General features: G+C 60.3%; 25 protein-coding genes. 11 read left to right on the forward strand and 14 right to left on the reverse strand.

Annotated elements, in window-relative coordinates; translation table 11 throughout:
* Positions 1–216 (forward strand): hypothetical protein (locus tag GSQ90_RS16535; RefSeq protein WP_210254914.1); only part of this gene is annotated, 216 nt, incomplete at its 5' end.
* Here the strand turns inward: GSQ90_RS16535 and GSQ90_RS16540 are convergent.
* The 6 genes from GSQ90_RS16540 to hemJ all read right to left on the reverse strand — a co-directional run bounded on the left by GSQ90_RS16540 (position 198) and on the right by hemJ (position 5,822).
* Positions 198–728 (reverse strand): gamma-glutamylcyclotransferase, encoded by a 531-nt coding sequence (locus tag GSQ90_RS16540; RefSeq protein ID WP_158815961.1) that lies wholly within the window; start codon positions 726–728, stop codon positions 198–200. The genes GSQ90_RS16535 and GSQ90_RS16540 overlap by 19 nt on opposite strands.
* A 50-nt stretch (positions 729–778) precedes the next feature.
* Positions 779–1,741 (reverse strand): prephenate/arogenate dehydrogenase family protein, encoded by a 963-nt coding sequence (locus GSQ90_RS16545; protein ID WP_246731632.1) that lies wholly within the window; start codon positions 1,739–1,741, stop codon positions 779–781.
* A complete protein-coding gene (gene hisC, locus GSQ90_RS16550; RefSeq protein WP_246731633.1) occupies positions 1,731–2,849 on the reverse strand; it encodes a histidinol-phosphate transaminase in 1,119 nt (372 codons plus the stop codon). The genes GSQ90_RS16545 and hisC overlap by 11 nt, the downstream gene beginning before the upstream one ends.
* Positions 2,850–2,879: 30 nt before the next feature.
* Positions 2,880–3,722 (reverse strand): chorismate mutase, encoded by an 843-nt coding sequence (locus GSQ90_RS16555; RefSeq protein ID WP_158815962.1) that lies wholly within the window; start codon positions 3,720–3,722, stop codon positions 2,880–2,882.
* Between the two features lie 79 nt (positions 3,723–3,801).
* Complete coding sequence (gene rho, locus GSQ90_RS16560; RefSeq protein ID WP_158815963.1) at positions 3,802–5,067, reverse strand: transcription termination factor Rho; 1,266 nt, start codon at positions 5,065–5,067, stop codon at positions 3,802–3,804.
* A gap of 329 nt (positions 5,068–5,396) precedes the next feature.
* Positions 5,397–5,822 (reverse strand): protoporphyrinogen oxidase HemJ, encoded by a 426-nt coding sequence (hemJ, locus tag GSQ90_RS16565; RefSeq protein ID WP_158815964.1) that lies wholly within the window; start codon positions 5,820–5,822, stop codon positions 5,397–5,399.
* A 509-nt stretch (positions 5,823–6,331) separates the two neighbouring features.
* Here hemJ and GSQ90_RS16570 point away from each other — a divergent pair.
* The 5 genes from GSQ90_RS16570 (at position 6,332) to dnaQ (ending at position 10,005) form a co-directional block, all read left to right on the forward strand.
* Positions 6,332–7,165 (forward strand): pyruvate, water dikinase regulatory protein, encoded by an 834-nt coding sequence (locus GSQ90_RS16570; protein ID WP_158815965.1) that lies wholly within the window; start codon positions 6,332–6,334, stop codon positions 7,163–7,165.
* A gap of 96 nt (positions 7,166–7,261) precedes the next feature.
* Positions 7,262–7,846, forward strand: a complete 585-nt coding sequence (locus tag GSQ90_RS16575) for a Maf family protein (RefSeq protein WP_246731634.1) — start codon at positions 7,262–7,264, stop codon at positions 7,844–7,846.
* On the forward strand, positions 7,813–8,703 hold the full coding sequence (locus GSQ90_RS16580; RefSeq protein WP_371418391.1) for a shikimate dehydrogenase: 891 nt from the start codon (positions 7,813–7,815) through the stop codon (positions 8,701–8,703). Before GSQ90_RS16575 ends, GSQ90_RS16580 begins: the two co-directional genes overlap by 34 nt.
* Entirely contained in the window at positions 8,700–9,311 is a 612-nt protein-coding gene (gene coaE, locus GSQ90_RS16585) for a dephospho-CoA kinase (protein WP_158815967.1), read from the forward strand. Before GSQ90_RS16580 ends, coaE begins: the two co-directional genes overlap by 4 nt.
* Positions 9,304–10,005, forward strand: a complete 702-nt coding sequence (gene dnaQ / locus GSQ90_RS16590) for a DNA polymerase III subunit epsilon (RefSeq protein WP_158815968.1) — start codon at positions 9,304–9,306, stop codon at positions 10,003–10,005. The genes coaE and dnaQ overlap by 8 nt, the downstream gene beginning before the upstream one ends.
* Before the next feature lie 67 nt (positions 10,006–10,072).
* Here dnaQ and secB read toward each other — a convergent pair whose 3' ends face one another.
* The 3 genes from secB to GSQ90_RS16605 all read right to left on the reverse strand — a co-directional run bounded on the left by secB (position 10,073) and on the right by GSQ90_RS16605 (position 13,368).
* Complete coding sequence (gene secB, locus GSQ90_RS16595; RefSeq protein ID WP_158815969.1) at positions 10,073–10,555, reverse strand: protein-export chaperone SecB; 483 nt, start codon at positions 10,553–10,555, stop codon at positions 10,073–10,075.
* 262 nt (positions 10,556–10,817) lie between these two features.
* A complete protein-coding gene (locus tag GSQ90_RS16600) occupies positions 10,818–12,038 on the reverse strand; it encodes an SGNH family hydrolase (RefSeq protein WP_158815970.1) in 1,221 nt (406 codons plus the stop codon).
* A gap of 37 nt (positions 12,039–12,075) precedes the next feature.
* Positions 12,076–13,368 (reverse strand): lytic murein transglycosylase, encoded by a 1,293-nt coding sequence (locus GSQ90_RS16605; RefSeq protein ID WP_246731635.1) that lies wholly within the window; start codon positions 13,366–13,368, stop codon positions 12,076–12,078.
* Between the two features lie 306 nt (positions 13,369–13,674).
* Here GSQ90_RS16605 and GSQ90_RS32710 point away from each other — a divergent pair, with 306 nt between their 5' ends.
* Both GSQ90_RS32710 and GSQ90_RS16615 read left to right on the forward strand, forming a co-directional pair.
* Entirely contained in the window at positions 13,675–14,229 is a 555-nt protein-coding gene (locus tag GSQ90_RS32710) for a PRC-barrel domain-containing protein (RefSeq protein ID WP_256366612.1), read from the forward strand.
* Between the two features lie 13 nt (positions 14,230–14,242).
* The gene (locus tag GSQ90_RS16615) at positions 14,243–15,535 is read left to right on the forward strand and encodes an MFS transporter (RefSeq protein WP_158815972.1); all 1,293 of its coding nucleotides are present in this window, start codon (positions 14,243–14,245) and stop codon (positions 15,533–15,535) included.
* Between the two features lie 14 nt (positions 15,536–15,549).
* Here the strand turns inward: GSQ90_RS16615 and GSQ90_RS16620 are convergent, their stop codons facing one another.
* Entirely contained in the window at positions 15,550–16,605 is a 1,056-nt protein-coding gene (locus GSQ90_RS16620; protein WP_158816021.1) for a glycosyltransferase family 4 protein, read from the reverse strand.
* A gap of 207 nt (positions 16,606–16,812) precedes the next feature.
* Here GSQ90_RS16620 and GSQ90_RS16625 point away from each other — a divergent pair, with 207 nt between their 5' ends.
* Entirely contained in the window at positions 16,813–18,588 is a 1,776-nt protein-coding gene (locus GSQ90_RS16625) for an ABC transporter ATP-binding protein (protein WP_246731636.1), read from the forward strand.
* 647 nt (positions 18,589–19,235) lie between these two features.
* Here the strand turns inward: GSQ90_RS16625 and fabI are convergent.
* The 3 genes from fabI to fabA all read right to left on the reverse strand — a co-directional run bounded on the left by fabI (position 19,236) and on the right by fabA (position 21,901).
* Complete coding sequence (gene fabI / locus GSQ90_RS16630; protein ID WP_158816023.1) at positions 19,236–20,051, reverse strand: enoyl-ACP reductase FabI; 816 nt, start codon at positions 20,049–20,051, stop codon at positions 19,236–19,238.
* Positions 20,052–20,088: 37 nt separating this feature from the next.
* Positions 20,089–21,315 carry a beta-ketoacyl-ACP synthase I gene (gene fabB, locus GSQ90_RS16635; RefSeq protein ID WP_158815973.1) on the reverse strand — a complete coding sequence of 409 codons (1,227 nt, stop codon included), beginning with the start codon at positions 21,313–21,315 and terminating at the stop codon, positions 20,089–20,091.
* 61 nt (positions 21,316–21,376) lie between these two features.
* Positions 21,377–21,901, reverse strand: a complete 525-nt coding sequence (gene fabA / locus GSQ90_RS16640) for a 3-hydroxyacyl-[acyl-carrier-protein] dehydratase FabA (protein ID WP_158815974.1) — start codon at positions 21,899–21,901, stop codon at positions 21,377–21,379.
* A gap of 297 nt (positions 21,902–22,198) precedes the next feature.
* Between fabA and irrA the strand changes: the two genes are divergently transcribed.
* Together irrA and GSQ90_RS16650 are read left to right on the forward strand one after the other, a co-directional pair.
* On the forward strand, positions 22,199–22,627 hold the full coding sequence (gene irrA / locus GSQ90_RS16645) for an iron response transcriptional regulator IrrA (protein ID WP_158815975.1): 429 nt from the start codon (positions 22,199–22,201) through the stop codon (positions 22,625–22,627).
* A 37-nt stretch (positions 22,628–22,664) separates the two neighbouring features.
* Entirely contained in the window at positions 22,665–22,874 is a 210-nt protein-coding gene (locus GSQ90_RS16650; RefSeq protein WP_158815976.1) for a hypothetical protein, read from the forward strand.
* A 622-nt stretch (positions 22,875–23,496) separates the two neighbouring features.
* Here the strand turns inward: GSQ90_RS16650 and GSQ90_RS16655 are convergent.
* Positions 23,497–23,964: a DUF995 domain-containing protein gene (locus GSQ90_RS16655; RefSeq protein WP_158815977.1), complete on the reverse strand. Its 468-nt coding sequence runs from the start codon at positions 23,962–23,964 to the stop codon at positions 23,497–23,499.
* Positions 23,965–24,003 lie beyond the last annotated feature (39 nt).

Below are 24,003 nucleotides of genomic sequence, written 5' to 3' on the forward strand. Positions count from 1 at the left end.
CATGCCCTGATGATGATTGCGGCGATCGAAGCCAATGGCGAGCGACAAATCATGTTCGTCGGCGATACCGGCTGCTTTCCTGACACAGCCCTTGCGCAAGCGGTAAAAGCAATCGCAACGAAGCGCGAAATAGAGTTTCACATTCACTTGCTGGCGACTTCGCGCGCCGGGCGCGAAGCTGTGATAATCGATCTCTCTCAGGCGCGCCGAAGCTGAGCCGCCAGCCATTCGAGAACAGGATCACGGACCCCATTTTCCCGCAGATGGGCCTCTGTATTGAGCACATAGTCGGCATTGGGGCCCGACCGTCCTGCGCCCTGCATGACAAGGCTCAAAAGCAGTTCGCGTTCGAGGCGGCCGGCGTATTGAGGGTGGTTCCGGTCGGCTACATAGGTAATCGCCTTCGTTTTGGTCCCATCGGCCAGATGCGCGAGAATGTTTCGTTCGATATAAACCGCCGTCACCAGTTCCCGCTCACGCAGATATTCTATCGTCGGCTCCCGCAGCGACGCGGCGACGCGAAAGGCCACGCCGTGACAGGCGCCGCCACGATCCAGCCCCAGCACCAGCCCAGGCCGTTCCGGCGTGCCGCGATAGACATGGGAATAGACGCACAGGCTACGCCGCCAGCCATGCACCAAGGCAACTTGCCGCTCCAGATATTCGAATCCGGGTCGCCACATCAACGACCCATAGCCGAAAACCCAAAGATCGCCCGGTTCCCCCATTTGCGAGCCTCCGAGCCGCGGCGGCGACCCGGGCGCTTCCAACCTCGCCGTCATGGCTTGGCGGGCGTTTCAGCTGCTCGACGTCCAAAGTCCGGCGCGGCGGTCTCCTGGCCCTGCGCGACAATCCCGCGCCGGATCGCCCGCGTGCGCGTGAAAAGATCGAACAGGCCCTCGCCGTCGCCGCGACGGATCATGCGCTGTAGCGCCGTCAGATCCTCGTTAAACCGCCCAAGCATTTCCAGCACCGCGTCTTTGTTATGCAGGAAGACGTCGCGCCACATGGTCGGATCAGAAGCGGCGATGCGCGTGAAGTCGCGAAAACCGCCGGCCGAGAATTTCAGAACTTCCGATCGCGTCGCCTCTTCAAGCTCGGCGACTGTGCCAACAATGTTGTAAGCGATGAGATGCGGCACATGGCTGGTGATCGCCAGCACCAGGTCATGATGGGCCGGCGTCATGATTTCGACATTCGACCCTAACGCTTCCCAAAAAGCCTGAACCAGGGCGATCGCCCCTGTGTCGGCGTCCTCAGGCGGCGTCAAAATACACCAGCGATGCAAGAACAGGCTGTCAAAACCTGCGTCCGGCCCCGACTGCTCCGTTCCGGCGACAGGATGCGCCGGGACCAGACTGACGCCCGGCGGAAGATGCGGCGCTATTGCGGCAATCACCGCTGATTTGACGGAGCCGACGTCAGAAACAATGGCGCCCCGCTTCAGATGCAGCCCGATCTCCTGGGCGACGGCGGCATCGGCGCCAACCGGCACGCAAAGGATCACGAGATCGGCGCCCTCCGCCGCTTGCGCGAGCGTCGGCGCGACTTCGTCTGCGAGCGCCAATTCCTCGACCCGCGCGCGAACGGCGGGGTCGGCGTCGCCCGCGACGATCGTCGTCGCGACCTTGTTCCGCCGCGCGGCGCGCGCGATCGACGAACCGATCAACCCCAGTCCAATGATCGCGAGACGATCGATGATTGGAACGCCAGGCGAGGCCCCAGAAATATCAGGCGCCACGCTCGTCGCCCTTCATGAATGTCGTCAGCGCCGCCACGACGCCTTCATTCGCCTCCGCCGTTCCAATGGTCATGCGCAGACAATCGGGCAATCCATAAGCGACGACCGCGCGCAGCACAAACCCGCGCGCGGTCAGATAGGCGTCGGCCGCTTTGGCGGTGCGAGCGCCGTCGGGAAACCGCAGTAGGAGAAAATTGCCGACGCTAGGCGTCACTTCGATGCCTAACGCGGCGATCCACTTCGTTAGCCAAGGCAGCCAATGGTCGTTATGCGCAACCGCCTTTTGGGTATGCGCGGCATCAGCCAGCGCGGCGATTCCCGCCTCGATCGCCGCACCATTGACGTTGAACGGGCCGCGAATCCGATTCACAGCGTCGATGACATGAGCCGGCCCGTAGGCCCAGCCGATGCGAAGATTGGCAAGACCGTAGATTTTAGAAAATGTGCGCGTCATCACGACGTTCTCACTCGTCGCAACCAGCTCAATGCCCGAAGCGTAATCATTGCGCGTGACATATTCCGCATAGGCGGCGTCGAGGACGAGCAGCACATAGGGCGGCAAGCCCGCATGCAGCCTTTTGACCTCGGCGAACGACAAATAGGTCCCGGTCGGATTGTTCGGATTGGCGAGGAAAACGACCTTCGTTTTCGATGTCACCTTGCTCAAAAGCTGGTCAACGTCGGCCGTCAGATCAGTCTCCGCCGCGGCGACGGGCGCAGCCCCGGCCGATCGGATGACAATCGGATATTCGAGAAAGCCGTGCTGGGTGTAGAGACCCTCGTCGCCCGGCTGCAAATAGGCATGGGCGAGCAAGGCCAGAATATCGTCCGAACCATTGCCGCAAATGATCTGCGCCGCATCCAGCCCGTAGCGGCGGGCGATCGCCTCGCGCAAGCGCGAAGCCGACCCGTCGGGATAAAGAGCCAAATGATCGGCGACCGAGCGAAACGCTTCTATCGCCAGGGGCGAGGGTCCGAGCGGCGTCTCATTCGACGAAAGCTTATGGACTTTGGCGACGCCCGATGCGCCGCTCTTGCCCGGCACATAGGCGTCGATCGCCATGACATCGGCGCGTGGGACGGGTCGCGACAGCATTTGCCCGGACATGATTGGCGTCACTCCAATGTGCGGTTTGATTTACGGAGAAACGGACGAATCGAAGCGCGCGGCATGGGCGCCGACTTCCGTGACCTTAAGATCTCTGGCGCCGGCCTTGCGCAAGGCGCTCGCAATGGCGCCGGCGTCCAGCGCGCCGGGACGTGCGATCAACAGCGACAGGCCCATGCCATCGGCCGCGTTGCCGATGATCTCCGCGCCCAAAGCGCCCAAAACGTCGGGGTAATCGCCGCGCCACCGGTCGAGGGACACGCAATCGATGACGACATCGCGCGCCGCGCCCTCGGCCAAAGGTTTGGCGATAACGAAAACCGGCATTCCCGCGGGATGATCGGGACGTTCAACCAGGGGCAGGCGGGCGATAATCTTCGGGGCGGAAGCGGGACATAGTCGCGTCCACCATGCCCCGGCGCCGGCTCCGCCGTCGAGCGCGAACATGCCGAGATCCCCCGATCCGCGCGCCACCGCGTCGATCACGCCGCCGGCGCTGTGATGGGGAACGCAGGGGACCGTGAAACCGAAGTGAAAGCGAGCAGAATCGCGCATCGGCGCGTCGCCGCGCGACATGTCGACATGGACCGAATAGTTCGATTGAACATAGGTGAAGGTCGAAATGATGATGCGCCAGATGCCCTCGACCGTGTCGAGCGGCAGCAGGCCGCGGTGACGCTCGGCCAAAGCGCGCATCATTGACGCCTCGCGCGCCGGCCTGAAAGCCGAACCGCCGCCCTGACGCGCCTTGATCGCGATCAACCGGTCAATGATCCGGCCGCGCTCCATCAGCAACTCGTGCATCGACGCGTCGATCCTGTCGATATCGACGCGAAGATCGGCAAGCGTCTCGATTGCGGCTGACTTGGGCACGGCTTTCAGCTTCCAGGGCGCTCCAACGTGAGCGGCTCTTCATACAGACGCCGCGCCGCGCTGGCTACTTATCCCGCTCTCAGGTGTTCATGGATTCGAAGAAACCGGCGTTGGACTTGGTCTCACGCAGCTTCCCGATGAGGAATTCGATCGCATCGACAGTGCCCATCGGGTTGAGAATGCGGCGCAGCACATACATTTTCTTGAGTATGTCGGCGGGCACAAGCAGTTCTTCTTTACGCGTTCCAGACCGCGTAATGTCCATGGACGGGAACGTGCGCTTGTCGGCGACCTTGCGGTCGAGGATGATTTCCGAATTGCCGGTGCCTTTGAACTCCTCGAAAATCACTTCGTCCATGCGCGATCCGGTATCGATCAACGCGGTGGCGATAATGGTCAGCGAACCGCCTTCCTCGATATTGCGCGCAGCGCCGAAAAAGCGCTTGGGCCGCTGCAGAGCATTGGCGTCAACGCCGCCCGTCAGCACCTTGCCGGACGAGGGCACCACCGTATTATAGGCGCGGCCGAGGCGAGTGATGGAATCGAGCAGGATAACGACATCACGGCCGTGCTCGACAAGACGCTTGGCCTTCTCGATGACCATTTCGGCAACCTGAACGTGGCGCACCGCCGGCTCGTCGAAGGTTGAGGAAACAACCTCGCCCTTCACTGAGCGCTGCATGTCGGTGACTTCCTCGGGACGCTCGTCGATCAATAAAACGATCAAATAGCATTCCGGATGGTTGGCGGTGACCGATTGCGCGATATTCTGGAGCAGAACCGTCTTGCCTGTGCGCGGCGGCGCAACAATCAGAGCACGCTGGCCTTTCCCAATCGGCGAGACAATATCGATCACACGAGCTGATAGGTCTTTGCGCGTCGGATCGTCGATTTCGAGCTTTAACCGCTCATCGGGATAGAGCGGCGTGAGATTGTCAAAGTGAACCTTATGGCGCGCCTTTTCTGGATCCTCGAAATTGATCAGATTGACCTTAAGCAACGCAAAATAGCGCTCACCCTCCTTTGGGCTGCGAATGACGCCTTCCACCGTGTCGCCGGTGCGCAAGCTTAGGCGCCGAATCTGCGAAGGCGATACATAGATATCGTCGGGTCCGGGCAGATAATTCGCATCCGCCGATCGCAAGAACGCGAAGCCGTCCTGCAATATCTCAACGACGCCCTCGCCGATAATCTCGACATCCATGCTGGCGAGTTGTTTGAGAATCGCAAACATCAGCTCCTGTTTGCGCATAATCGAGGCGTTTTCGACCTCGTTTTCTTCCGCAAAAGCGAGAAGTTCGGTCGGCGACTTTTGTTTGAGGTCTTTGAGTTTAATTTCCCGCATTGGGGGGTCCTTGAAAGGCAGTCGCGCAAGGCGCTTCGGCAAACGAATGAAAACGCAGGATTGGCGGAAGCTTTAATTCTATAAGCCGCTGGTTCGCTGGACCTTGCACAAATCGGGCGGAACACATCGTCCGCTGGTCACAGGAACGCCTGCTGGGGTGGGAAGCCTCTCTATAGAGCGCTTCGCTGAATCTTTCAACGGCGAAGTCGATACAGCGAAGCAATTCTCATTTTAGGAGCGTACGGCAGTATAAAAACTAGCTATTTCATGTATTTATCGTTGAAAGGAGGCCCGCGTCGCCAGCCATGAGGCGCGCGTTCGTCATCCATTCAGAATGGTTTGACCACCACCAGCACAACGATGATCGCCATCAATACAGGCGGCGCTTCATTGAGAAGGCGGTAGAAGCGCGTCGATCGAACATTCCTGTCGGCCGCGAAAGTCTTCACAAGACCGGCGAAATAGCCGTGCAGCGCAGACATGCCAAGCACCAGCGCCAGTTTGGCGTGCAGCCACGGCGCCTGAAAAAACCCACCGGCGTAGGCCATCCAGAGGCCGCTTAACCAGACAACGACCATTGCGGGGTTGATGATGATTTTCAGGAGCCGCCGCTCCATGATCTTGAAGGTCTCGGATTGCGTCGATCCTGGCGTCGCATCGACGTGATAGACGAACAAGCGCGGTAGATAGAACATTCCCGCCATCCACGAAATCACCGCCATAATGTGCAAGGCCTTAATCCATAGCTCAATCATCACGTGCTGATCCGTGTGTCTCAGTGGAGGACTGATAGACGATAGGAGAGTTAGCCGTTTTTCTCAAATGCCGCGCGCTTGGCCACACATCAAAGCCGTTGCTCTCTTTCAATCAATTTATAAAGAGGGATTCTTTTTTTCTCCTTCTTTGGGGCTCGATAGGGCCCAAGCGCGTCGATCCCCATCCTGTTAACAAATCGTTCATAGATTTTTTGGCTCGGCTCGCGCCCGCGGCGCTGTGGATTGATTAATCATTTGTTAAGTTTTTCAGTCGCTAAGACGGCGAATCGGTTGTGAAATGTCGCGGCACTGTCCCCATAGTTCCCGATCTTCACCGCCGTAGGCGTTTCTTCGTCCCCAGGCGCATCATTGTGGATGCCGAAACGGCATTTGCCTGAGCCAATCCCGGCGCTCTGATTCCCCGATATTTGTCCACGCCTGTCCACAGCGTCATCCCGCCGTTATAAGAAGCGCTTCGGGTTGGATTGGCGACTGCGGAGGGTGACAAATTGGGGCGCAGTTATTTCCATCTCCATCTCGTTTCCGACGCGACGGGCGAAACGCTAATTGCGGCCTCACGCGCGGCTGCCGCCCAATATCAGGGCGTGGCGTCTATCGAACACGTCTATCCGCTGATACGCACGCATTCGCAACTGGATCGCGTTATCGCCGAAATCGAAAACGCACCAGGCATCGTGCTCTTCACCCTGGTCGATGCCGAACTGTCGCGACGTCTGGAGGTGAGCTGCGAAGCGTCCGGTTCGCCATGCCTGTCTGTGCTCAACCCGATTCTTACCCTGTTCCAGTCCTATCTCGGTACGACTTCGACGCCGCGCGCGGGTGCGCAGCACATGCTGAACGCGGATTATTTCAAGCGAATCGATGCGCTCAATTTCACTATGCTGCATGATGACGGCCAGTTGCCCGAAAATCTCGAACAGGCCGATATCTTGCTGCTTGGCGTTAGCCGCACCTCAAAGACGCCCACGAGCATTTATCTCGCCAATCGAGGCTTGAAGACCGCCAATATTCCGCTTGTTCCTAATGTCGCGACCCCGACTGCGCTCGAAGATGTGCGCCATCCGCTCGTCGTCGGTCTTCTGGCTTCGCCCGAGCGGATTGTGCAGATTCGCCAAAACCGTCTGCTCGCGCTGAAGGCCGATTATCAGACGCCCTATGTCGATCGCGTCGCAGTCGCCGAGGAGGTCGCCCAGTCTCGGCGCCTGTTTGCAGAGAAGGGGTGGCCGACCATCGATGTGACCCGGCGCTCGATCGAGGAGACGGCTGCGGCCATTATCGATCTCTATAAAGAGCATCGGTTGAAATTCATCGCTCAGGCTTGATGCGCCCTGATCGACGTCAGTCAAGCATCGAGAACGCATCGCAGAGGGTCTTTTTTGTCCGCCAAGGCGTCCTTATGGATAGGTCCGGCTAAACCCGTGCTCGCCTCAAAAAGCGCGACCCGGCGGCTCCTGCTCGAAAACGCTGGCATCGAGGTCGAAGTCGAGGCCGCTGAAATTGACGAGCGACGGCTGGAGCAGGCGTTTCTAGAAGGCGGCGCCGCTCCATCGGAGCTTGCGCCACAGCTCGCGCGGGCGAAAGCGCTGGATGTCAGCGTGCGGCGCCCGCAGGTTTTGTGTTTTGGCGCGGACCAAACGCTGCTACTCGAAGATAAGCTTTTTCATAAGCCGAATAACATGGAAGCGGCCGAGCAAAGCCTCAAAAAGCTCGCCGGCCGGACCCACACTCTCATCGCCGCCGTTTGCGTCGCGCGCGACGGCGCGGTGCTTTTTGAGACGACGCAGAACGCCAGATTGACGATGCGCGCTCTCGACGAAAGTTTCATTCGGCTCTATCTCGCCGCGGCGGGCCCGGCCGTTCTGTCGAGCGTCGGCGCCTATCAAATCGAGGGAATCGGCATTCATTTGTTTGAGACGATTGAAGGCGACCACGCGACCATTTTGGGCCTGCCGTTGATGGCGCTGATGAAGTGGCTCCGATCGCAAAGGTTTCTCGCGACATGAGCCGGCATGTCTGGCCTCGAGCCTGCGTCGTCGGCTGGCCGATTGCGCATTCGCGCTCGCCGCTTATCCACTCCTATTGGTTGAAAAGCCTGGGGATTGACGGGTCTTACGACAGAGTCGCGGCGCCTCCGCTGGAATTCGCCGCCTTCGTAGAAGGAATCGGCAAGGGCGGCCTTATCGGCGCCAACGTGACAATACCGCATAAGGAGGCGGCCTTCGCCGCCTGCGATTGGGTCACCGCGCACGCGGCCGATCTGGGCGCGGTCAACACCCTCTGGCGCGATAACGGCAAGCTGTGTGGGGACAATACCGACGTCGCAGGATTTCTCGCCAATCTTGACGAGCAAGCGCCTCGATGGAGAGAGCGCGTCCACTGCGCAATCGTGCTTGGAGCGGGCGGCGCGGCGCGCGCGATCATGCGAGGATTGATTTCATCTGGCGTCGAGCGGATCATCATCGTCAATCGCACATTCGACCGCGCGGACCGCCTCGCCCTGCAATTTGGCGGCGCGACAAGAGCGGCGCCTTGGAGCGCCTTGCCGCGGCTGCTGGCGAACGCCGATCTGCTCGTCAATACGAGTTCGCTGGGCATGGTTGACCAACCCGCCCTGGAAATCGATCTCGCGCCGCTCAATGCACGCGCGATCGTGGCCGATATCGTTTATATTCCGTTGGAGACGCCGCTCCTGGCTGCGGCGAGATTGCGCGACTTGTGCGTGGTTGAGGGATTGGGAATGTTGCTGCATCAGGCGGCGCCCGGTTTCGAGCGCTGGTTTGGCGTTCGCCCCATTGTCACGCAGGAATTGCGGGCGCTGATCGAAGAGGACATTCGTCGGTCGGGCGAGGGGAAAAAGTGATTGTCGTTGGACTGACCGGCTCAATCGCTATGGGCAAATCCACTGCCTCCGCGATGCTTGCGGCGGAGGGCGCTCCGGTGTTCGATTCCGACGCTGCGGTCCATGCTCTTTATGGCGGCTCTGGCGCACAGGCGGTCGAGATGGCGTTTCCAGGCGTTCTCGTGCAGGGCGCCATCGATCGCGATCGCCTGGCGCAACGCGTGATGGGCGATGGCGCCGCGCTCGCGCGGCTCGAAGGCATCGTTCATCCGATGGTTGCGAAGGCGCGAGAAGAGTTTCTATCGCGCGCCGCCGCGCGGGGCGTGCGCCTTGTCGTCGCCGACGTTCCGTTGCTGTTCGAATCGGGAAGCGAAAAGTCGGTCGATATTATTATTGTCGTCAGCGCGTCGGAAATTGTGCAAAAGGCCCGGGCGCTGGCCAGAGAAGGCATGACTTTGGAGCGATTTGCCAAGATCATCGCGAGGCAGATGCCGGATCGGGAAAAGCGGCGCAGAGCCCATGTGGTTATCGACACGAGTGGCGCGATGGATGCGACCCGCGCTCAGTTGCGGGGGTTCTTGCGCTGCGCTTCAAGCATGATCGGCAAGAGAGCGAATCCAGATGCGTGAAATCATTCTCGACACCGAAACAACCGGCCTCAGCCCGGCGGAGGGACACAGGCTCGTAGAGATCGGCTGTCTGGAAATCGTCAATCAGATCCCGACCGGCGCCACCTATCATGTCCTCATCAATCCCGAGCGCGATGTGCCGGACGAGGCCTATCGCGTCCATGGTCATTCAACGACGTTTCTGGCCGATAAGCCAGTTTTCGCGCAAGTCGTGACCGAATTTCTTGCTTTCATTGGCGAAGATCGACTGGTCATCCACAATGCCGAATTCGACATGCGCTTCATCAACGCGGAACTGGTCAAGACCGGCCGCGATCCGATTTCGAACAGTCGCGTCATCGACACGCTCGCCTTGGCAAGGCGAAAGCACCCTGGCGCTCCCAATAGCCTCGACGCGCTTTGCGATCGCTATCGCATCGATCGATCGCGACGGATAAAGCATGGCGCGCTGCTCGACGCCGAAATCCTGGTGGAGGTTTATGGCGAGCTGCTTGGCGGTCGCCAGCGTTCTCTGGTCTTTTCCGGCAACGAGCGCGCCAATCGGTCGGGAGTAGCGCCGGTAGTGGAGCGAAAGTCCAGATCGGCGCCGCTTGCCTCCCTCCTGACGAATGGAGAGAGCGTGGCGCATGCCGACCATATCGCTAGACTTGGCGAAGGCGCGCTTTGGCGCCGCTATATGGCAGCGGGACGTTGAAAGCGCCGGACGCTCGCCGCAGCCGGATAGCTCTCAACTTAAGCCATACGCTTAACTAAGCGTTAAGTCAGGCGGCTCCGGATTGAGCCGTCGCTGCGGCGACGCGCTGCACGAATAACGCTTGGAAATCAATCGGGTCGATATAGAGCGGCGGATAGCCGCCATTGCGCACCGCGTCGGCGATGATCTGCCGGGCAAACGGGAAGAGAAGCCTTGGGCCCTCGATCATAATGGCGGGCTGGACCTGCTCGGCCGGGATGTTCTCGATGCGAAAAACGCCGGCATAATTGAGTTCGAACTTGAACAGTGTATTTTCGCCCTCGCCCGCGCCGCCTTCCATCACCAGATTGACCTCATAATCGGTCGGTGCAAGCTGGCGAGCGTTGACGTTGATCTGGACTGAAATGTTCGGGCTTTGCTGCTGCGGGCCGAGCGTGCGCGGCGCATTCGGGTTTTCGAAGGAAAAGTCCTTGGAATACTGAACCAGCACCGTCAATCTGGGCGTATTATTGGCTGCTGGAGCCGCGCCATTGCCGTTTTGGTCGACCATCCGATTCTCTCCCCGCCCGTAAGCGTTTTCCAAACGAAAGCGCTGCCGGTTTGCGCCACAAATTGCATCAAAATTCGAACATTGGCGCGTGAATGGCCCCGAAAGAACAGAAAGCGCTTTTCCGGCCCCTTCAGCGACGATGGCGACGATATTCTGGCTGGTCGCCTAGCACGTCATTAGCGGTCGAACAAGAACGCATGATGGCGTTTCAAGTTGTGCGAGCGATGCAATTCAAATTGCGGGCGCGATGATCACAGGGGCGTCAAAGGCGAGGCCAGACAAAATTATCCGCGCGGCCCAATTTGGGTTCGATCGGAGCGCCTTGCGCCAGTATCCGTTCGAGCGGGCCGCCTTCCCGCGCCGCGGATTGACGGGTAATCAGCACGCCGCCGGGCGACAATGGCCTTGCCGTCAGCGGTAGAATCGGACCTGCCAGCGGTCTTTCGGGCTCAGGCGATGTTGGCGCGCCGGCGGGGGAGGCGACGCCCATTTCGCGGCGGATCTGCGCGTTAATGTCGATGGCGGCCTGCTCGATGTCGGGAGGCAGGTTGGCGATGTCGCTCTGTGGCCTGGCCGCGTCAACCGCCCGCCGGATGTCGGTTTCGAGGAATTGCGCCAGCTTGCGAGCGCCGGCCTTTGTAAAGTGTATTCCATCGGTCGCCCGCAGTTTTGCGTTCTGACCATTTATGTCCGGGCCGTAGGCGTTATATGCGCCGCTTTCGTCGGCAAATGCGTCCCAAATGTCGATGTATTGGGCGCCCGTCTTTTCGGCTCGCTCTTTATACAATTCGTTGAGCTTGATGACCTGCGCGTTGAACAATTCGCTGCGCATTGGCGGCAAGCCAACCCAGATGACCGGAACATGAGCGAGTTTGAATGGCGCAACCAGACGTTCGATGCGCTGCCCATAGAGTTCGCGCCATTTATCGCTCAGCGGATCGAGCGCGCCAGCGCCGTCTTTGAGGGCCTGAACATCGTTGATCCCGAGGATAATGACGACAAAATCAAGCTTGTCCTTGGCGGCGGCCAGGTCATGCCCGACCTTTAACCAGTCGTAAAAATCGTCGCGGACAAGGCCGGAGGATTCATGCGCGCGTCCGACAACCGCAATTTCGGGCCTGTCGGCGAAGGCCTGGCTCAATCCGTCGGCGGCATAGACCGCCAGGCTGTCGCCCAGCACATTGATGAAAAACGTCGGCTCGATCGGCGTTCCGCCAATCGAGCCCGGCGCTCGCGTTGCTTCGGAGGGCACGAAATCACGCACCGATTTGTGGGCGGGGCGCGATTGAACAACCTTGGGTTTCTGGGCGGCTTGATCGGATTGCTGCTGCTGCTGCTGAACGAAGAAGTCCACCGGGCTCTGGCTTCCGGCAAAGACCGCAGGGCCGCCCGTCGCATAGAGGAAGAGCGCGACGGCGACGATTTTGCAGGGGCCGGGGATGCGGATTTGCTTCAGCGCGGCGGCGATGGCTTTGGCTATCACATTGATCTCAATCATGAATTGATGGAGAAGGTCAGTGCTATTTACGCATTTTCGACAAGAGAACAAGCGTCGGATAGCCGTCGGGGATCAACCCTGTCTTTTCCTGGTAGGCGCGCAGGGCCGCCCGGCCGGATTCGCCAATCTTCCCGTCCAGTTCGCCCACATCATAGCCCATTTTCTTCAGTCGAGTCTGCATTTCGCGCATTTGGGCGGCGCTGAGCTGCGGATCGTGGATAGGCCAGGCGGCTTGGAGGGGGCCGCCGCCCATCGCGCGATCGCCGAGCAAGGCGACGCCTAAAGCGTAGGATGTTGAATTATTATAGCTTTTTATCACTTTAAAATTAGGCGTCACCAGAAATATAGGCCCTTTCAGCCCCGCTGTGATCAGAAGCTCCGCCTCGCCCGATTGCGGCATCGCCTTGCCGTCGGCGCGTTTGACGCCGCGCTCGGCAAAAGCGCTGAACGAGGCGTAATGGGAGGAATCGGCGTCCTTGAGGTCGAAGCCTTCCGGCAGGATCACTTCAAAGCCCCAGGGCTGGCCGAGGATCCAGCCGTGTTTGGCCAGATAATTGGCGGTCGAACCAATCGCGTCAGGGGCGCTGGTCCAAATGTCGCGCCGGCCGGCGCCGTCGAAATCGACGGCATATTCACGAAAACTCGAAGGCATGAACTGGGTCTGTCCCATCGCCCCGGCCCAGGAGCCTTTCATCCGCGCCGGCGTAATGTCGCCCTCCTCCAGAATCTGCAGCGCGGCGATGAGTTCGTCCTTGAAATAATCGCCGCGATAATGGACGTAGGCGAGGCTCGCCAGCGCGCGGATCACATAGTCCGAGCCTGCGAAAGCGCCAAAATCCGTCTCCATTCCCCAGATGCCGGTCACAACGGATGCGTCGACGCCGAATTTATGCTGCGCTTTCGACAGCCAGGATTGGTATTGTTGCGCTGCCGCCTCAGCCCGCTCGATGCGATTGGTCGAGACGGCGGAGGCGAGATATTCCCATATCGGCTTGACGAATTCAGCCTGCGCGTTGGTGTTGGCGACCACTTTGGCGTCATAGGTCACGCCGCGGAACGCAAGATCGAAGGTTTTCCGCGAAACCCCATGCGCCCGCGCCTCGGGCCAAACGCTCTCGATGAAGAGCTGAAAGGAATGATCGGCGGCGGTCGTTTTGACGTGGGAGGCGACCTTTGTCTTGGCGTGCGAAGCCGCTAGCGCCGCCGCCGCCGGCAGCAGCAGGAGCATCGCGCCCAGAATGGAAAACGTCCGCACGAGCCTTGTCGCCCTGGCGGCTCGAAATAATGTCGGGGCGGCGCCCTCGGCGAAATTCATGGCGGATTCTCTCGGCGATCTGCGCCAAGTCTACAATTGCGCCGTTTACGAAGAAGTTACTATGATTTTGGGCGCCGGCCCGGTTGAAATTCAGGGGCCGCGCCCATCTGCGCCTAACAAAAGGGAACAATTGACAATGAGCGCTTACGCGCCGAACGCGCCGATCAAGCCATCGTTCGCAAGGCTCATATTAAAAGGAACGCGCAATTGGAATGATGAGGCGGCGCCGCCTCATCATGGACACGAAGCGGTGCGACGCTAATCGTCTCGATCAGGAAAGGAGCTTTTGTCCCGATGCCCGCAAGGATGTCGCGCGCCTGTATAGCCCTTTGTCTGGTCGCCTTCCCCTTGGCTTTTCCACATCGCGTGTTAGCTCAGGCGCCGGCGAGCGACTCCCCGCCGGCTGCGACAGCGCCCGAGGCGGCCAAGCCGCCCCCCGCAACCGAAACGCCAGCCGTCGTCGCTGACGGGAATGCGGCTGAAACGCTTCTCGGCAAGCCGGTGCAGAGCGCGAAAGGCGAAGATTTGGGCCGCATTGTCGACGTCATCGTCGACCGCACTGGCACGGTGCGGGCCGCCATCATTGATTTCGGCGGCTTCCTTGGCGTCGGCACGCGAAAAATCGCGGTCGATTGGCATGTGCTGCACTTTCCGCAAGACGGCGGCATGGACAAGCTTATCGCGGATCTGCCGCGGGATCGGTTGCGAAAGGCGCCGGTGTTCAAGGACGGTGAACCCGCCGTCATCATGGGCAGGGCGAACGCGGCCCCGCCGCCGGCTCCTTCCTCAGACGCACCGGGTTCGTCCCCCGTGGCTCCGACCACGCGGCCGGACACGGGCTCGCCTGCGCCCAAGCCGTGACGGGCCTGGCGCCATGCAGTCGAGAGCGGCCCCGCCGATCGTTCAGGCCGACCAGCCTGATGACGTCTCGCTGCAGCGAAACTCTAACAAGGACCGCGCCGCGCCGGTCTCCGCGCGGAGCCGCCGGGGCCTGGACTGGTTCGTTTTCTTTGTCGCCGACATCCAAACCGGATTTGGCCCCTTCGTCGCCGTTTTTCTGACAACCCAGAAATGGACGCAGGTCGACATCGGGCTTGTCCTTACCGTCAGCGGTCTTGTCAGTCTGATCGGCCAGGTTCCATTTGGGGCGCTAGTGGATGCCGCCCGTTCGCTGCGCGCTGTGGCTGTTGTCGCGCTTGTCACGATCGGTGCTAGCGCGTTCGCCTTCGCGGCTTGGCCGATCTTTCCGGTGGTGCTGGCCTCGCGCGTGATTCACGCAGCGGCAAGTTGCATGCTCGGGCTTGCGCTGGTCTCGATCAGTCTCGGCCTTACCGGAGAAAGCGGCGTGAGCGAGCGGCTCGGACGCAACGCCGCCTTCGCTTCGGCGGGCACGGGGATTGCTGCGGCGATTATGGGCGCTTGTGGTTATTATTTGTCGAACCGCGCTGTATTTTTTCTCGCCGGCGCGTTGGTTTTGCCAGCCATTATTGCGCTGTCCCGCATCCGGGCCAATGAGATCGGACCGGCGTCCGACGCGGCCCGCGGGGCGCCGACGAATCCCAAGGCGCTTGCAGTCGGCCTCAGCGAGATCGCCCACAGCCGGCCGCTTGTCGTCTTTGCACTCTGCGTCGCCCTTTTTCATCTCGCCAATGCGGCTATGCTGCCGCTAGCGGCGAGCATGCTGACGCTCCGGTCAAGCGAAATTGCGACGATCATGGTCGCCGCGGCGATGGTGGTCCCCCAATTTACCGTGACGCTGCTTTCACCATGGGTCGGCCGAATGGCGCACTGCTGGGGTCGAAGGCCGTTTCTACTGTTCGGCTTTGGCGCGCTTTGCATTCGCGGCTTTCTATTCGCCGTAACAAGCGAACCGCATTTTCTCGTCATCATTCAGGTTCTCGATGGCGTATCGGCCGCGGCGCTCGGCGTCCTCGTACCGCTCACAATTGTTGATCTCACCCGAGAACGCGGGCATTTCAACTTGGCGCAAGGCGCCGTCGGCTGCGCGATGGGCATCGGCGCAGCGATAAGCACGACCCTGACCGGCTATATCAGCGATAATTTCGGCAGTCATGCCGCCTTCAATATGCTGACGGCGCTTGCGGCCGTCGGTTTCGTCGCGGTAGCTTTGGCAATGCCGGAGACGAAGCCGAGGCTGGAGGCCTAACGCGCCCGGAGGCTCTAAACTGTCGCGAGACGCGGTCGAGCGCGCTTTCCGTCAATCAGTTTGCGATAGAGATGAATGTAGTCTTCGGCCATGCGGCGGGCCGTAAACCGCTCTTCGAATCGTCGACGGATCGCGCTTCGAGATAGCGCCGCGACTTCGCGTACGGCGCCTGCCGCGCTCGTTTCGTCCTCCACCACAAAGCCCGTGACGCCGTCTTCGACGATTTCGGAAACGGATCCACGATTGAAGGCCACGACCGGAGCGCCGCAGGCCATGGCTTCAATCATGACGAGCCCGAATGGTTCGGGCCAATCGATCGGCACCAGCAGGGCGATTGCGCCGCTCAGGAACTCCGACTTTTGTTCATCGCCGATCTCTCCGATGAACTCTACGCCAGGCGTGGAAAGTAGCGGGCGGATCATCTCATCGAAATAATCCTCGTCAGCGCGATCGACCTTGGCTGCGATCTTCAACGGCATCCCGCAGCGCCGCGCGATGCGGATTGCCAGATCCACGCGTTTTTCAGGAGATATCCGTCCGAGAAAGGCGAGATAAGAGGGCTGTATCGGCTGCGGCTGCAGCAAATCGACCGGCAATCCATGGGGCACTGTCGCGACCCAGTTCGCCTTCGGGATCGGGCGGCGCTGCGCATTCGAGATTGAAACGATGGGAATGGATGAAAATGTTGCGAATACCGGGTGATGTTCGGGTAGATCGAGGCGCCCATGAAGAGTCGTAATGAGGGGCGTTGGCTGCCGCGACATCAGCGAAAAAGGAAAGTAGTCGAGATGAAAATGCATAAGATCAAATTCATGTGAACGCCGATAGACCTGCTCGATCATCATCATGTGCAGCGCGTTGGCATCACGTACAGTGCCGTCGAGTCGCAAGGCGCGCGGCCAGATCGGCTCCAGTTTGGCGGTGGTATTTGAATCTCCGCTTGCGAAGAGCGTAACGTCTTGTCCGAGCGCGACGAGTTCTTCGGTCAGCCAGGAAATGACTCGCTCGGTTCCGCCGTAAAGCGTTGGCGGCACAGCTTCGGTCAGGGGGGCGATTTGCGCGATCCTCATGAAACGAATCTCCTCATTCGCTGTTAAGCTCGGACCGTGTCTCCAAACCCGGTAGCGTGGATATCGATCGAAGCCGCCCAACCGACGCCATATTGCAACGGCAATCTTGGCCATGTTGCGGCAAATAGGCCGTGACCAAATGCCGTTTGAATGTTCACGCAGGACTTCAGGTGACAATCCCGCTCAACATCCCATCGGAGGGCAGATTTGCCAACGACGGAAGATATTTGCCGTTATCGGGATCAGCCGCTGCGGTTTTTCGCGCGTTACGTCGGGCGGCGCCCGCTGGCTCACGCGGTCATTCTTCTAGCCGTGCTCGGCGCCGTGACCTGTTCTGTCAGCACGCAATACGGCGTCAAACGCTTGGTCGACGCATTGTCTCAAGGCCCCGGACAAGGCGGGGGCCCCTGGCTCGCCTTCACGATCCTCGTCTCGTTCGTCGCCGCTGATAATTTGCTTTGGCGCGTCGCAAGCTGGGTTGCCAGTCACTCCTTCGTCAAGGTGACCGGCGATCTGAGGTCTGAGCTTTTCCGCCATCTCACCGGTCATGCGCCAGGCTATTTCGCGGACCGTTTGCCGGGCATGCTCACCAGCCGCATCACCGCGACGTCGAATGCGGTGTTCCAGATTGAAAATATGTTCGTGTGGAATGTCTTGCCGCCCTGCGTCGCGACAATAGGCGCAATCGCGTTCCTCACCATGGTTAGCGTCAAAATGGCCGCGGCCCTGATTGTCGTCGCCGCCATTGTGATGATGGCGATGTTTCGTTTCGCGGCGGGAGGGCGGCCCCTACATCACGATTTTGCGAGCAAAGCGGCGATCGTCGATGGAGAAATGGTCGATGTGATCGGCAATATGGCGCTCGTGAGAGCGTTCGGCGGAATCGCCCGCGAGCATTCCCGCTTCGACACGACGGTCGCCAAGGAGATGACGGCGCGCCGGCGCAGTCTCCTTTATCTGGAGAAGCTGCGCCTCACACATGCGCTTGTCGTTGTCGTTATGACCCTGGCGCTTCTCGCATGGGCGATCGCGCTGTGGCGCGAGAAGCGCGCGACAGCCGGGGACGTTGTGTTGGTCTGCACGCTCGGCCTATCGGTGCTCAGCGCCACGCGCGATCTTGCGGTCGCTCTTGTCGATGTCACGCAACATATGGCGCGCTTGGCGGAGGCGCTCTCGACACTCCTTTCGCCACACGAACTGGAGGATCATCCCGAGGCGTCGGCTCTCGTTCCCAATGGCGCTCGCGTCACCTTTGAGAAGATCTCATTCGGCTATCCCGATGGGAAGCGGGTTTTCGCCAGCTTCAGCGCAGACATCAAGCCAGGGGAGCGGGTCGGCCTTGTCGGCCGCTCCGGTGGCGGCAAGTCGACTCTCGTTGCGCTGGTGCAGCGCTTTTATCAAGTCCAGAATGGCCGCATTCTTATCGATGGACACGACATTGTACGTGCAACCGAGGCAAGCCTGCGCAATGCGATCGCTGTCGTGCCGCAGGACACAGCTCTCCTCAATCGCACACTGCTGGAAAACATCCGCTATGGTCGCCCGGATGCGAGCGACGAAGAGGTCTGGGACGCCGCGACGGCGGCGCGATGCAAGCCTTTTATCGATAACCTGCCGCGAGGCCTCGATACGATCGTCGGAGACCGCGGCGTGAAGCTATCGGGCGGTCAGCGCCAACGGATCGCCATAGCCCGCGCCTTTCTGAAAAACGCGCCTTTGCTGATTCTCGACGAAGCAACCTCGGCTTTGGACAGCGAATCCGAAGAGGCGATCCGGGACGCGCTGGAGAATCTCATGATGGGTCGCACCGTGATCACGATTGCTCATCGCCTCTCGACACTACGCAACTTCGATCGCATTCTTGTGCTGCAAGGTGGCAAGCTCGTTGAGGATGGAACGCCGGAAATGCTGATGCGCAGCCAAGGCGTCTACTACGACCTTGTCAGCCGCGAACTCGGCCGACTGGTCGAGCAAACCGCTTGAACACGCTGATCAAGTTTGCTTCGTCGCCCTGCGACCAAGCAGCTTCTGGCGCATTCTTCTGAAGTTCATAAGCGAGCTCGCCGAAATCAGCTTGGCTTTGTCGCTACGAGATTGGCGCGTTTCGTTTCCCGACCCTCGCTAGGTGCCGACGATAGAAATGACGCAACTGGAAAGCGCTAAGGTCGCCGCGTATTTCCGCGCCATCGCCTCGACGCACGCATACGCCATCAAGACGCCAGATTCCTCGTCTTCCGTGTCTGCCTCGAAAATATGCAGGGTGGTTCGCGTGGCGCGATTTCGCATGGGTTTCCTGGTCGCCCTTTCCTTCTCTATGCTTGGTTCGGCAAGTTTCGCGCAAAACGGCCAGGCATCGACCGGCGCCGATCCGTCAGCCGGCGGGTCCCCGAGGGCGCATGCTGAGAAACGCATTCACAAGAGCGGACGCTTCGCGCCGCCAACTGCGCGGCTATCCTCAGAAGAGGCTGAGAGGGCCGCGCATATTGCCGAGGCGCGAAAGAAATTCTTCGAGCAGTCCGATGGCTTTGACAATGGCGAGAGCAGTCGCGTCTTTCTGGGCGGGGGAAACGGGCTTGCGCCCGGCGCCGGGTTCAAATTCTGAGATAGGTCGCGCGCGGGCTTTCGCCCCTTTATTCCGCCGCCAGTTCGCTTGGCCCATTCTCCGCCGTCTTGATGTCCTCGGGGCGCGGCATGGAGATGATATTATAGCCGGCGTCGACGAAATGGACCTCGCCGGTAACGCCCGACGACAGGTTCGACAGCAGATAAAGCGCGGCGCCGCCGACATCCTCGATCGTCACGGTGCGGCGCAGAGGCGAATGGTCGCGCTGGAAATTGAACATGAAGCGGGCGTCGGCGATGCCGGCGCCAGCCAGCGTGCGGATCGGCCCGGCCGAAATGGCGTTGACGCGGATGCCGGCCGGTCCGAAATCGGCGGCAAGATAGCGCACGCTCGCCTCCAGCGCCGCCTTGGCGAGCCCCATCACATTATAATTGGGCATGACGCGCGTCGCCCCGCCGAAGGTTAAGGTCGCCATCGATCCGCCGCGCGGCATGATCGCGGCGGCGCGTTTGGCGATCTCGGTGAAGGAAAAGGCCGAGATCACCATCGTGCGCGTGAAATTCTCGCGCGAAGTGTCGGCGTAGCGGCCCTTCAATTCGCTGCGGTCGGAATAGGCGATGCAATGGACGAGAAAGTCGATCGATCCCCATTGCGCCTTCAGCGCCTCGAACAAATGGTCGACAGAGGCGAGGTCCTCGACGTCGCAAGGCAGGACGATCGACGAGCCAAGGCTGCCCGCCAGCGGTTTCACCCGTTTGCCGAGCGCTTCACCTTGGTAGGTGAAAGCAAGCTCCGCGCCCTGATCGGCGAGGGATTTGGCGACGCCCCAGGCAATCGAGTGATCGTTGGCGACGCCCATCACGAGGCCGCGCTTGCCGCTCATCAATCCCGATTTCTTCACGCCCGGTCGCCCCCCTTGCTCAAGCGTCCACGTGCTTGAGAACAATTGCCGCATTGGTGCCGCCAAAGCCGAAGGAATTGGACAGCACCGCCCCCAGCCTAACATTATCGCGGCGCTCGCGCACAATCGGCATATCCGCGAAGGCGGGGTCGATCTCCTCGATATGAGCGCTCTCGCAGATAAAGCCGTTCTGCATCATCAGCAGGGAATAGATCGCCTCATGCACGCCGGTCGCGCCCTGCGAATGGCCGGCGAGCGATTTGGTCGCCGCGATCGGCGGGCATTTGTCGCCTGCTCCGAACACTTCGCGCAAGGCCTCGATTTCCCGGAGATCGCCGACCGGCGTCGATGTCGCATGCGGATTGATGTAATCGATCGGCGCCTTCACGCTGGCCAGCGCCAGACGCATGCAGCGCACCGCGCCCTCGCCCGAGGGCGCGACCATGTCCTGGCCGTCCGACGAGGCGCCATAACCGGCGATCTCGCCGTAGATCCTCGCGCCCCTGGCCCGCGCGTGCTCCAGTTCCTCAAGAACGACCACGCCGGCGCCGCCCGAAATGACAAAGCCGTCGCGATTCTTGTCATAAGCGCGGGAGGCGACGCTGGGATTGTCATTGTAGCCTGTCGACATCGCGCCCATCGCATCGAACAGCGAAGACAGCGTCCAGTCGAGATCTTCGCAACCGCCGGCGAACATGACGTCTTGCTTGCCCCACTGAATCGTTTCGAAGGCGTTGCCGATGCAATGATTGGAGGTCGCGCAAGCCGAGGAGATCGAATAATTGACCCCCTTGATCTTGAACCAGGTCGAGAGCGTCGCCGATGGGCTCGAACTCATCGCCTTGGGAACCGCGAACGGACCAATCCGCTTGGGACCCCCCTTGGCGCGCGTAATGTCGGCCGCTTCGACGATGGTGCGCGTCGAAGGACCGCCCGAGCCCATGATAAGGCCAGTGCGCAGATTGGAAATCTCGTTTTCCTCAAGCCCGCTGTCGCGGATCGCCTGCTCCATCGCGACATGGTTCCAGGCGGCGCCGCCGCCCAGGAACCGCATCGCGCGGCGGTCGACGACTTCTTCGGCTTTCAAGGTCGGCGCCGCCTGCACCTGGCAACGAAAGCCCAGTTCGGCGTATTTTTCCGCGCGCGTCACGCCGGACCGGCCCTCGCGCAGGCTCGCCACCACTTCTTGCGTGTTATTGCCGATCGAAGAGACGATCCCCATACCGGTAACGACGACACGCCTCATGCCATTCTCCTGAACGCTTGCGCCGAAGGGCGATGAAATCGGACGGGGCAGAGCGCTGGATTCAGGCTTCCGCGGGCTTGGCGGCGCCGAATAGGCCAACGCGCATGTCCTTGACCTCATATATGCGCCGGCCGTCCGCTTCCAACCAACCGTCGGCGATGCCGAGCACCAATTTGCCCCTGAACACGCGCTTCACATCGACGCCGTAAATCACGCGCTTGACCGTGGGGAGCACCTGATCGACGAATTTCACCTCGCCGACGCCAAGCGCGCGTCCGCGCCCGGACAGGCCGAGCCAGCCCAGAAAAAACCCGGTCAATTGCCACAGGGCGTCGAGCCCGAGGCAACCCGGCATGACAGGATCGCCCTTGAAATGACAGGAGAAAAACCAGAGTTCCGGCTTGATGTCGAATTCGGCGCGCACGCCGCCCTTGCCATTGGCCCCGCCTGCCTCGGAAATGTCGGTGATGCGATCGAACATGAGCATCGGCGGCAGCGGCAATTGCGCGTTGCCGGCGCCGAACAATTCACCGCGCCCGCAGGCCAGAAGCTCCTCATAGGCGAAACTGGTGCGCCTCTCGCTCATCAACGCCAAATCCCTTTTCGCACAAAGTCCCCCGGGACAAGCATGCGCGGCGCCGCGCGCCAGACATTTGGCGCTTCCTAACACAGGCGGTGCCATCCCGGAAGCGGCGGCGCCCGGCATTTCGACCAAAGTGACGCATCGCGATGCAAGTTGCAGACGGCGACCCGGTTTCGTATTATATGTGCATAAGTTGCCGACCGGCGGCGTCCTCGCCGCGCGGCCCCTGGACGATGGAAGTCGAAGAGATTGCCTGATACACAAATTTTCCCGCCGCGGAGCGCGCAGTCCGGCGAGGCTATGAACGCCTGTCCGGTCCATCTGCTGCGCGGAAAATTGCGCCGCGCCAGCCTGCGCCCGACGCGCCAGCGCATCGCCTTGGGCTGGCTGCTATTCGGCAAGGGCGACCGGCATGTGACCGCCGAGACGCTTTACGAAGAAGCGGTGGCGATGAAAGTGCCGGTTTCGCTCGCCACCGTCTACAATACGCTGCATCAGTTCACGCAAGCCGGTCTGCTCAACGAAATCGCAGTCGACGGGTCGCGCACCTATTTCGACACTAACATCACGCCGCATCACCATTTCCTGATCGAAGAGACGAATTCGCTCGTCGATATTCCCAAAGGCGAAGTCGCCGTCTCCGGTCTGCCGCAGGCGCCCGAGGGAACGGAAATCGCGCGGGTGGATGTGATCGTGCGGATCAAGCGGACGGCCGTCGCCGCGCGCTGACGGCGTCATCCCGCAATCTTGGAATTGCCCTAACCTTATGACCGGCGCCAGCCCATGGCTGTCCGCGTTCGGTTCTTCACTTCAGATTCACCATCCGCATGGCATCATTTTTCGGCGGCAAATCGCGGCTGGGGTGGCGTTTATGTTTAAGAGCATTTTGAGCGTCGGGGCGTTGTTTATCGGGATGGTCTCGATTGGCGGAATCGTCACCGTCGCGGCGGTTGCCGTCGGCATCATCGCCACATGACGAAGATTCAACGGCCTACGCCCCTATAGACTTTCTGCGGCGGCAGGACGAAGGCGTTGGAATAAGCTGTCTCACGCCGATTTTAACAGCGCTCCTCCACACGCTCGTGTAGATTCCGGTTGGGTTTCGCAGCCCGGCGAATGGCATGGAGGGCGTAGCGATGACACCGGTGATTTTCTTGGTAGCGCTCTCGGCGTCCATGCCGACGACGAATCTTGATAGCATGTGCCAAAGCGCCAAGGCGGCGGCGCTTCCGGGCCAGGATCAGACGAGCGCTTTCCAAAGCTGCGTTCAGGACGAGAAAGCGGCGAGAGATGAGCTCCAACAAAAGTGGAGCCATTTTTCGGGCAATGCGCGGGAAACTTGCGCCGAGCCGAAAGGCGTCACATTCAGTTACGTCGAATTGTTGACCTGTCTGGAAATGCAGCCCGGAAGCGAGTTCAATGGGCCGCGGACGCCACCGCTCACTCCCTCGCCTGCGAGCCCATCGAAGGTCCCCGCCGCGACAGGTCAGAAACCATAGGCGCCGAGTGAGGCGTCTCGCGCCGATGCGCTTACGGTGGGTCGCAACGCTTACCGCCAATGAGAAACCGGCGCGGGCCCAGAATGGAAAATTTTAGCGTCACATCGCTGGCGCCGCGGAATATCTCGCGGAAATAAGATCGCCTGATTTCAGGTTTCTATCTTCGCCGACGCTATATCCGCCATTTTGGTCTACTGTTGAACCGTCAGAATGCACCGACCAAAGGGCGATAATACGCCTTCCGTCCTGCCAATATTGATAGCAATCACGGAAAGAATTGGGCTCTTTGCTTCTGAATGTGTACATGCATATTTCGTTGCCGCTAACGCTCCATGAACCCTGTATAAGAGCTTTAGTGGATGGCTTGCCGAATATCCCCTTAATAGATCCGTCTGCCGCAAAGTAAATATCGTAATATTTAGATATTAACGTATTGCCAGAGTATATTTTCTTTACCGACTCACTATTCATCGGCGCGGCAGTTTTTGGTAGGCTATCAGCCAATGCGGATAGAGACAGCATGCCGCCAAAAAATATAACAGACGCAATTCTCAATATCCAACGCACACACGCGTCCTCCTCCAAAGACTGGAGAGCTTGAATCGA

The organism is Methylocapsa sp. S129, from assembly GCF_009765995.1.
Classification (GTDB): domain Bacteria; phylum Pseudomonadota; class Alphaproteobacteria; order Rhizobiales; family Beijerinckiaceae; genus Roseiarcus.

Excerpts from the sequence above, each read along its gene's own strand:
- GSQ90_RS16540 (WP_158815961.1), bottom strand. The coding sequence starts at position 728 with ATGGGGGAACCGGGCGATCTTTGGGTTTTCGGCTATGGGTCGTTGATG.
- hisC (WP_246731633.1), bottom strand. The coding sequence starts at position 2,849 with ATGTCCGGGCAAATGCTGTCGCGACCCGTCCCACGCGCCGATGTCATG.
- rho (WP_158815963.1), bottom strand. The coding sequence starts at position 5,067 with ATGCGGGAAATTAAACTCAAAGACCTCAAACAAAAGTCGCCGACCGAA.
- hemJ (WP_158815964.1), bottom strand. The coding sequence starts at position 5,822 with ATGATTGAGCTATGGATTAAGGCCTTGCACATTATGGCGGTGATTTCG.
- dnaQ (WP_158815968.1), top strand. The coding sequence starts at position 9,304 with ATGCGTGAAATCATTCTCGACACCGAAACAACCGGCCTCAGCCCGGCG.
- secB (WP_158815969.1), bottom strand. The coding sequence starts at position 10,555 with ATGGTCGACCAAAACGGCAATGGCGCGGCTCCAGCAGCCAATAATACG.
- GSQ90_RS16605 (WP_246731635.1), bottom strand. The coding sequence starts at position 13,368 with ATGAATTTCGCCGAGGGCGCCGCCCCGACATTATTTCGAGCCGCCAGG.
- GSQ90_RS32710 (WP_256366612.1), top strand. The coding sequence starts at position 13,675 with ATGTCGCGCGCCTGTATAGCCCTTTGTCTGGTCGCCTTCCCCTTGGCT.
- GSQ90_RS16615 (WP_158815972.1), top strand. The coding sequence starts at position 14,243 with ATGCAGTCGAGAGCGGCCCCGCCGATCGTTCAGGCCGACCAGCCTGAT.
- GSQ90_RS16620 (WP_158816021.1), bottom strand. The coding sequence starts at position 16,605 with ATGAGGATCGCGCAAATCGCCCCCCTGACCGAAGCTGTGCCGCCAACG.
- fabI (WP_158816023.1), bottom strand. The coding sequence starts at position 20,051 with ATGAGCGGCAAGCGCGGCCTCGTGATGGGCGTCGCCAACGATCACTCG.
- fabB (WP_158815973.1), bottom strand. The coding sequence starts at position 21,315 with ATGAGGCGTGTCGTCGTTACCGGTATGGGGATCGTCTCTTCGATCGGC.
- fabA (WP_158815974.1), bottom strand. The coding sequence starts at position 21,901 with ATGAGCGAGAGGCGCACCAGTTTCGCCTATGAGGAGCTTCTGGCCTGC.
- irrA (WP_158815975.1), top strand. The coding sequence starts at position 22,199 with ATGAACGCCTGTCCGGTCCATCTGCTGCGCGGAAAATTGCGCCGCGCC.
- GSQ90_RS16650 (WP_158815976.1), top strand. The coding sequence starts at position 22,665 with ATGACCGGCGCCAGCCCATGGCTGTCCGCGTTCGGTTCTTCACTTCAG.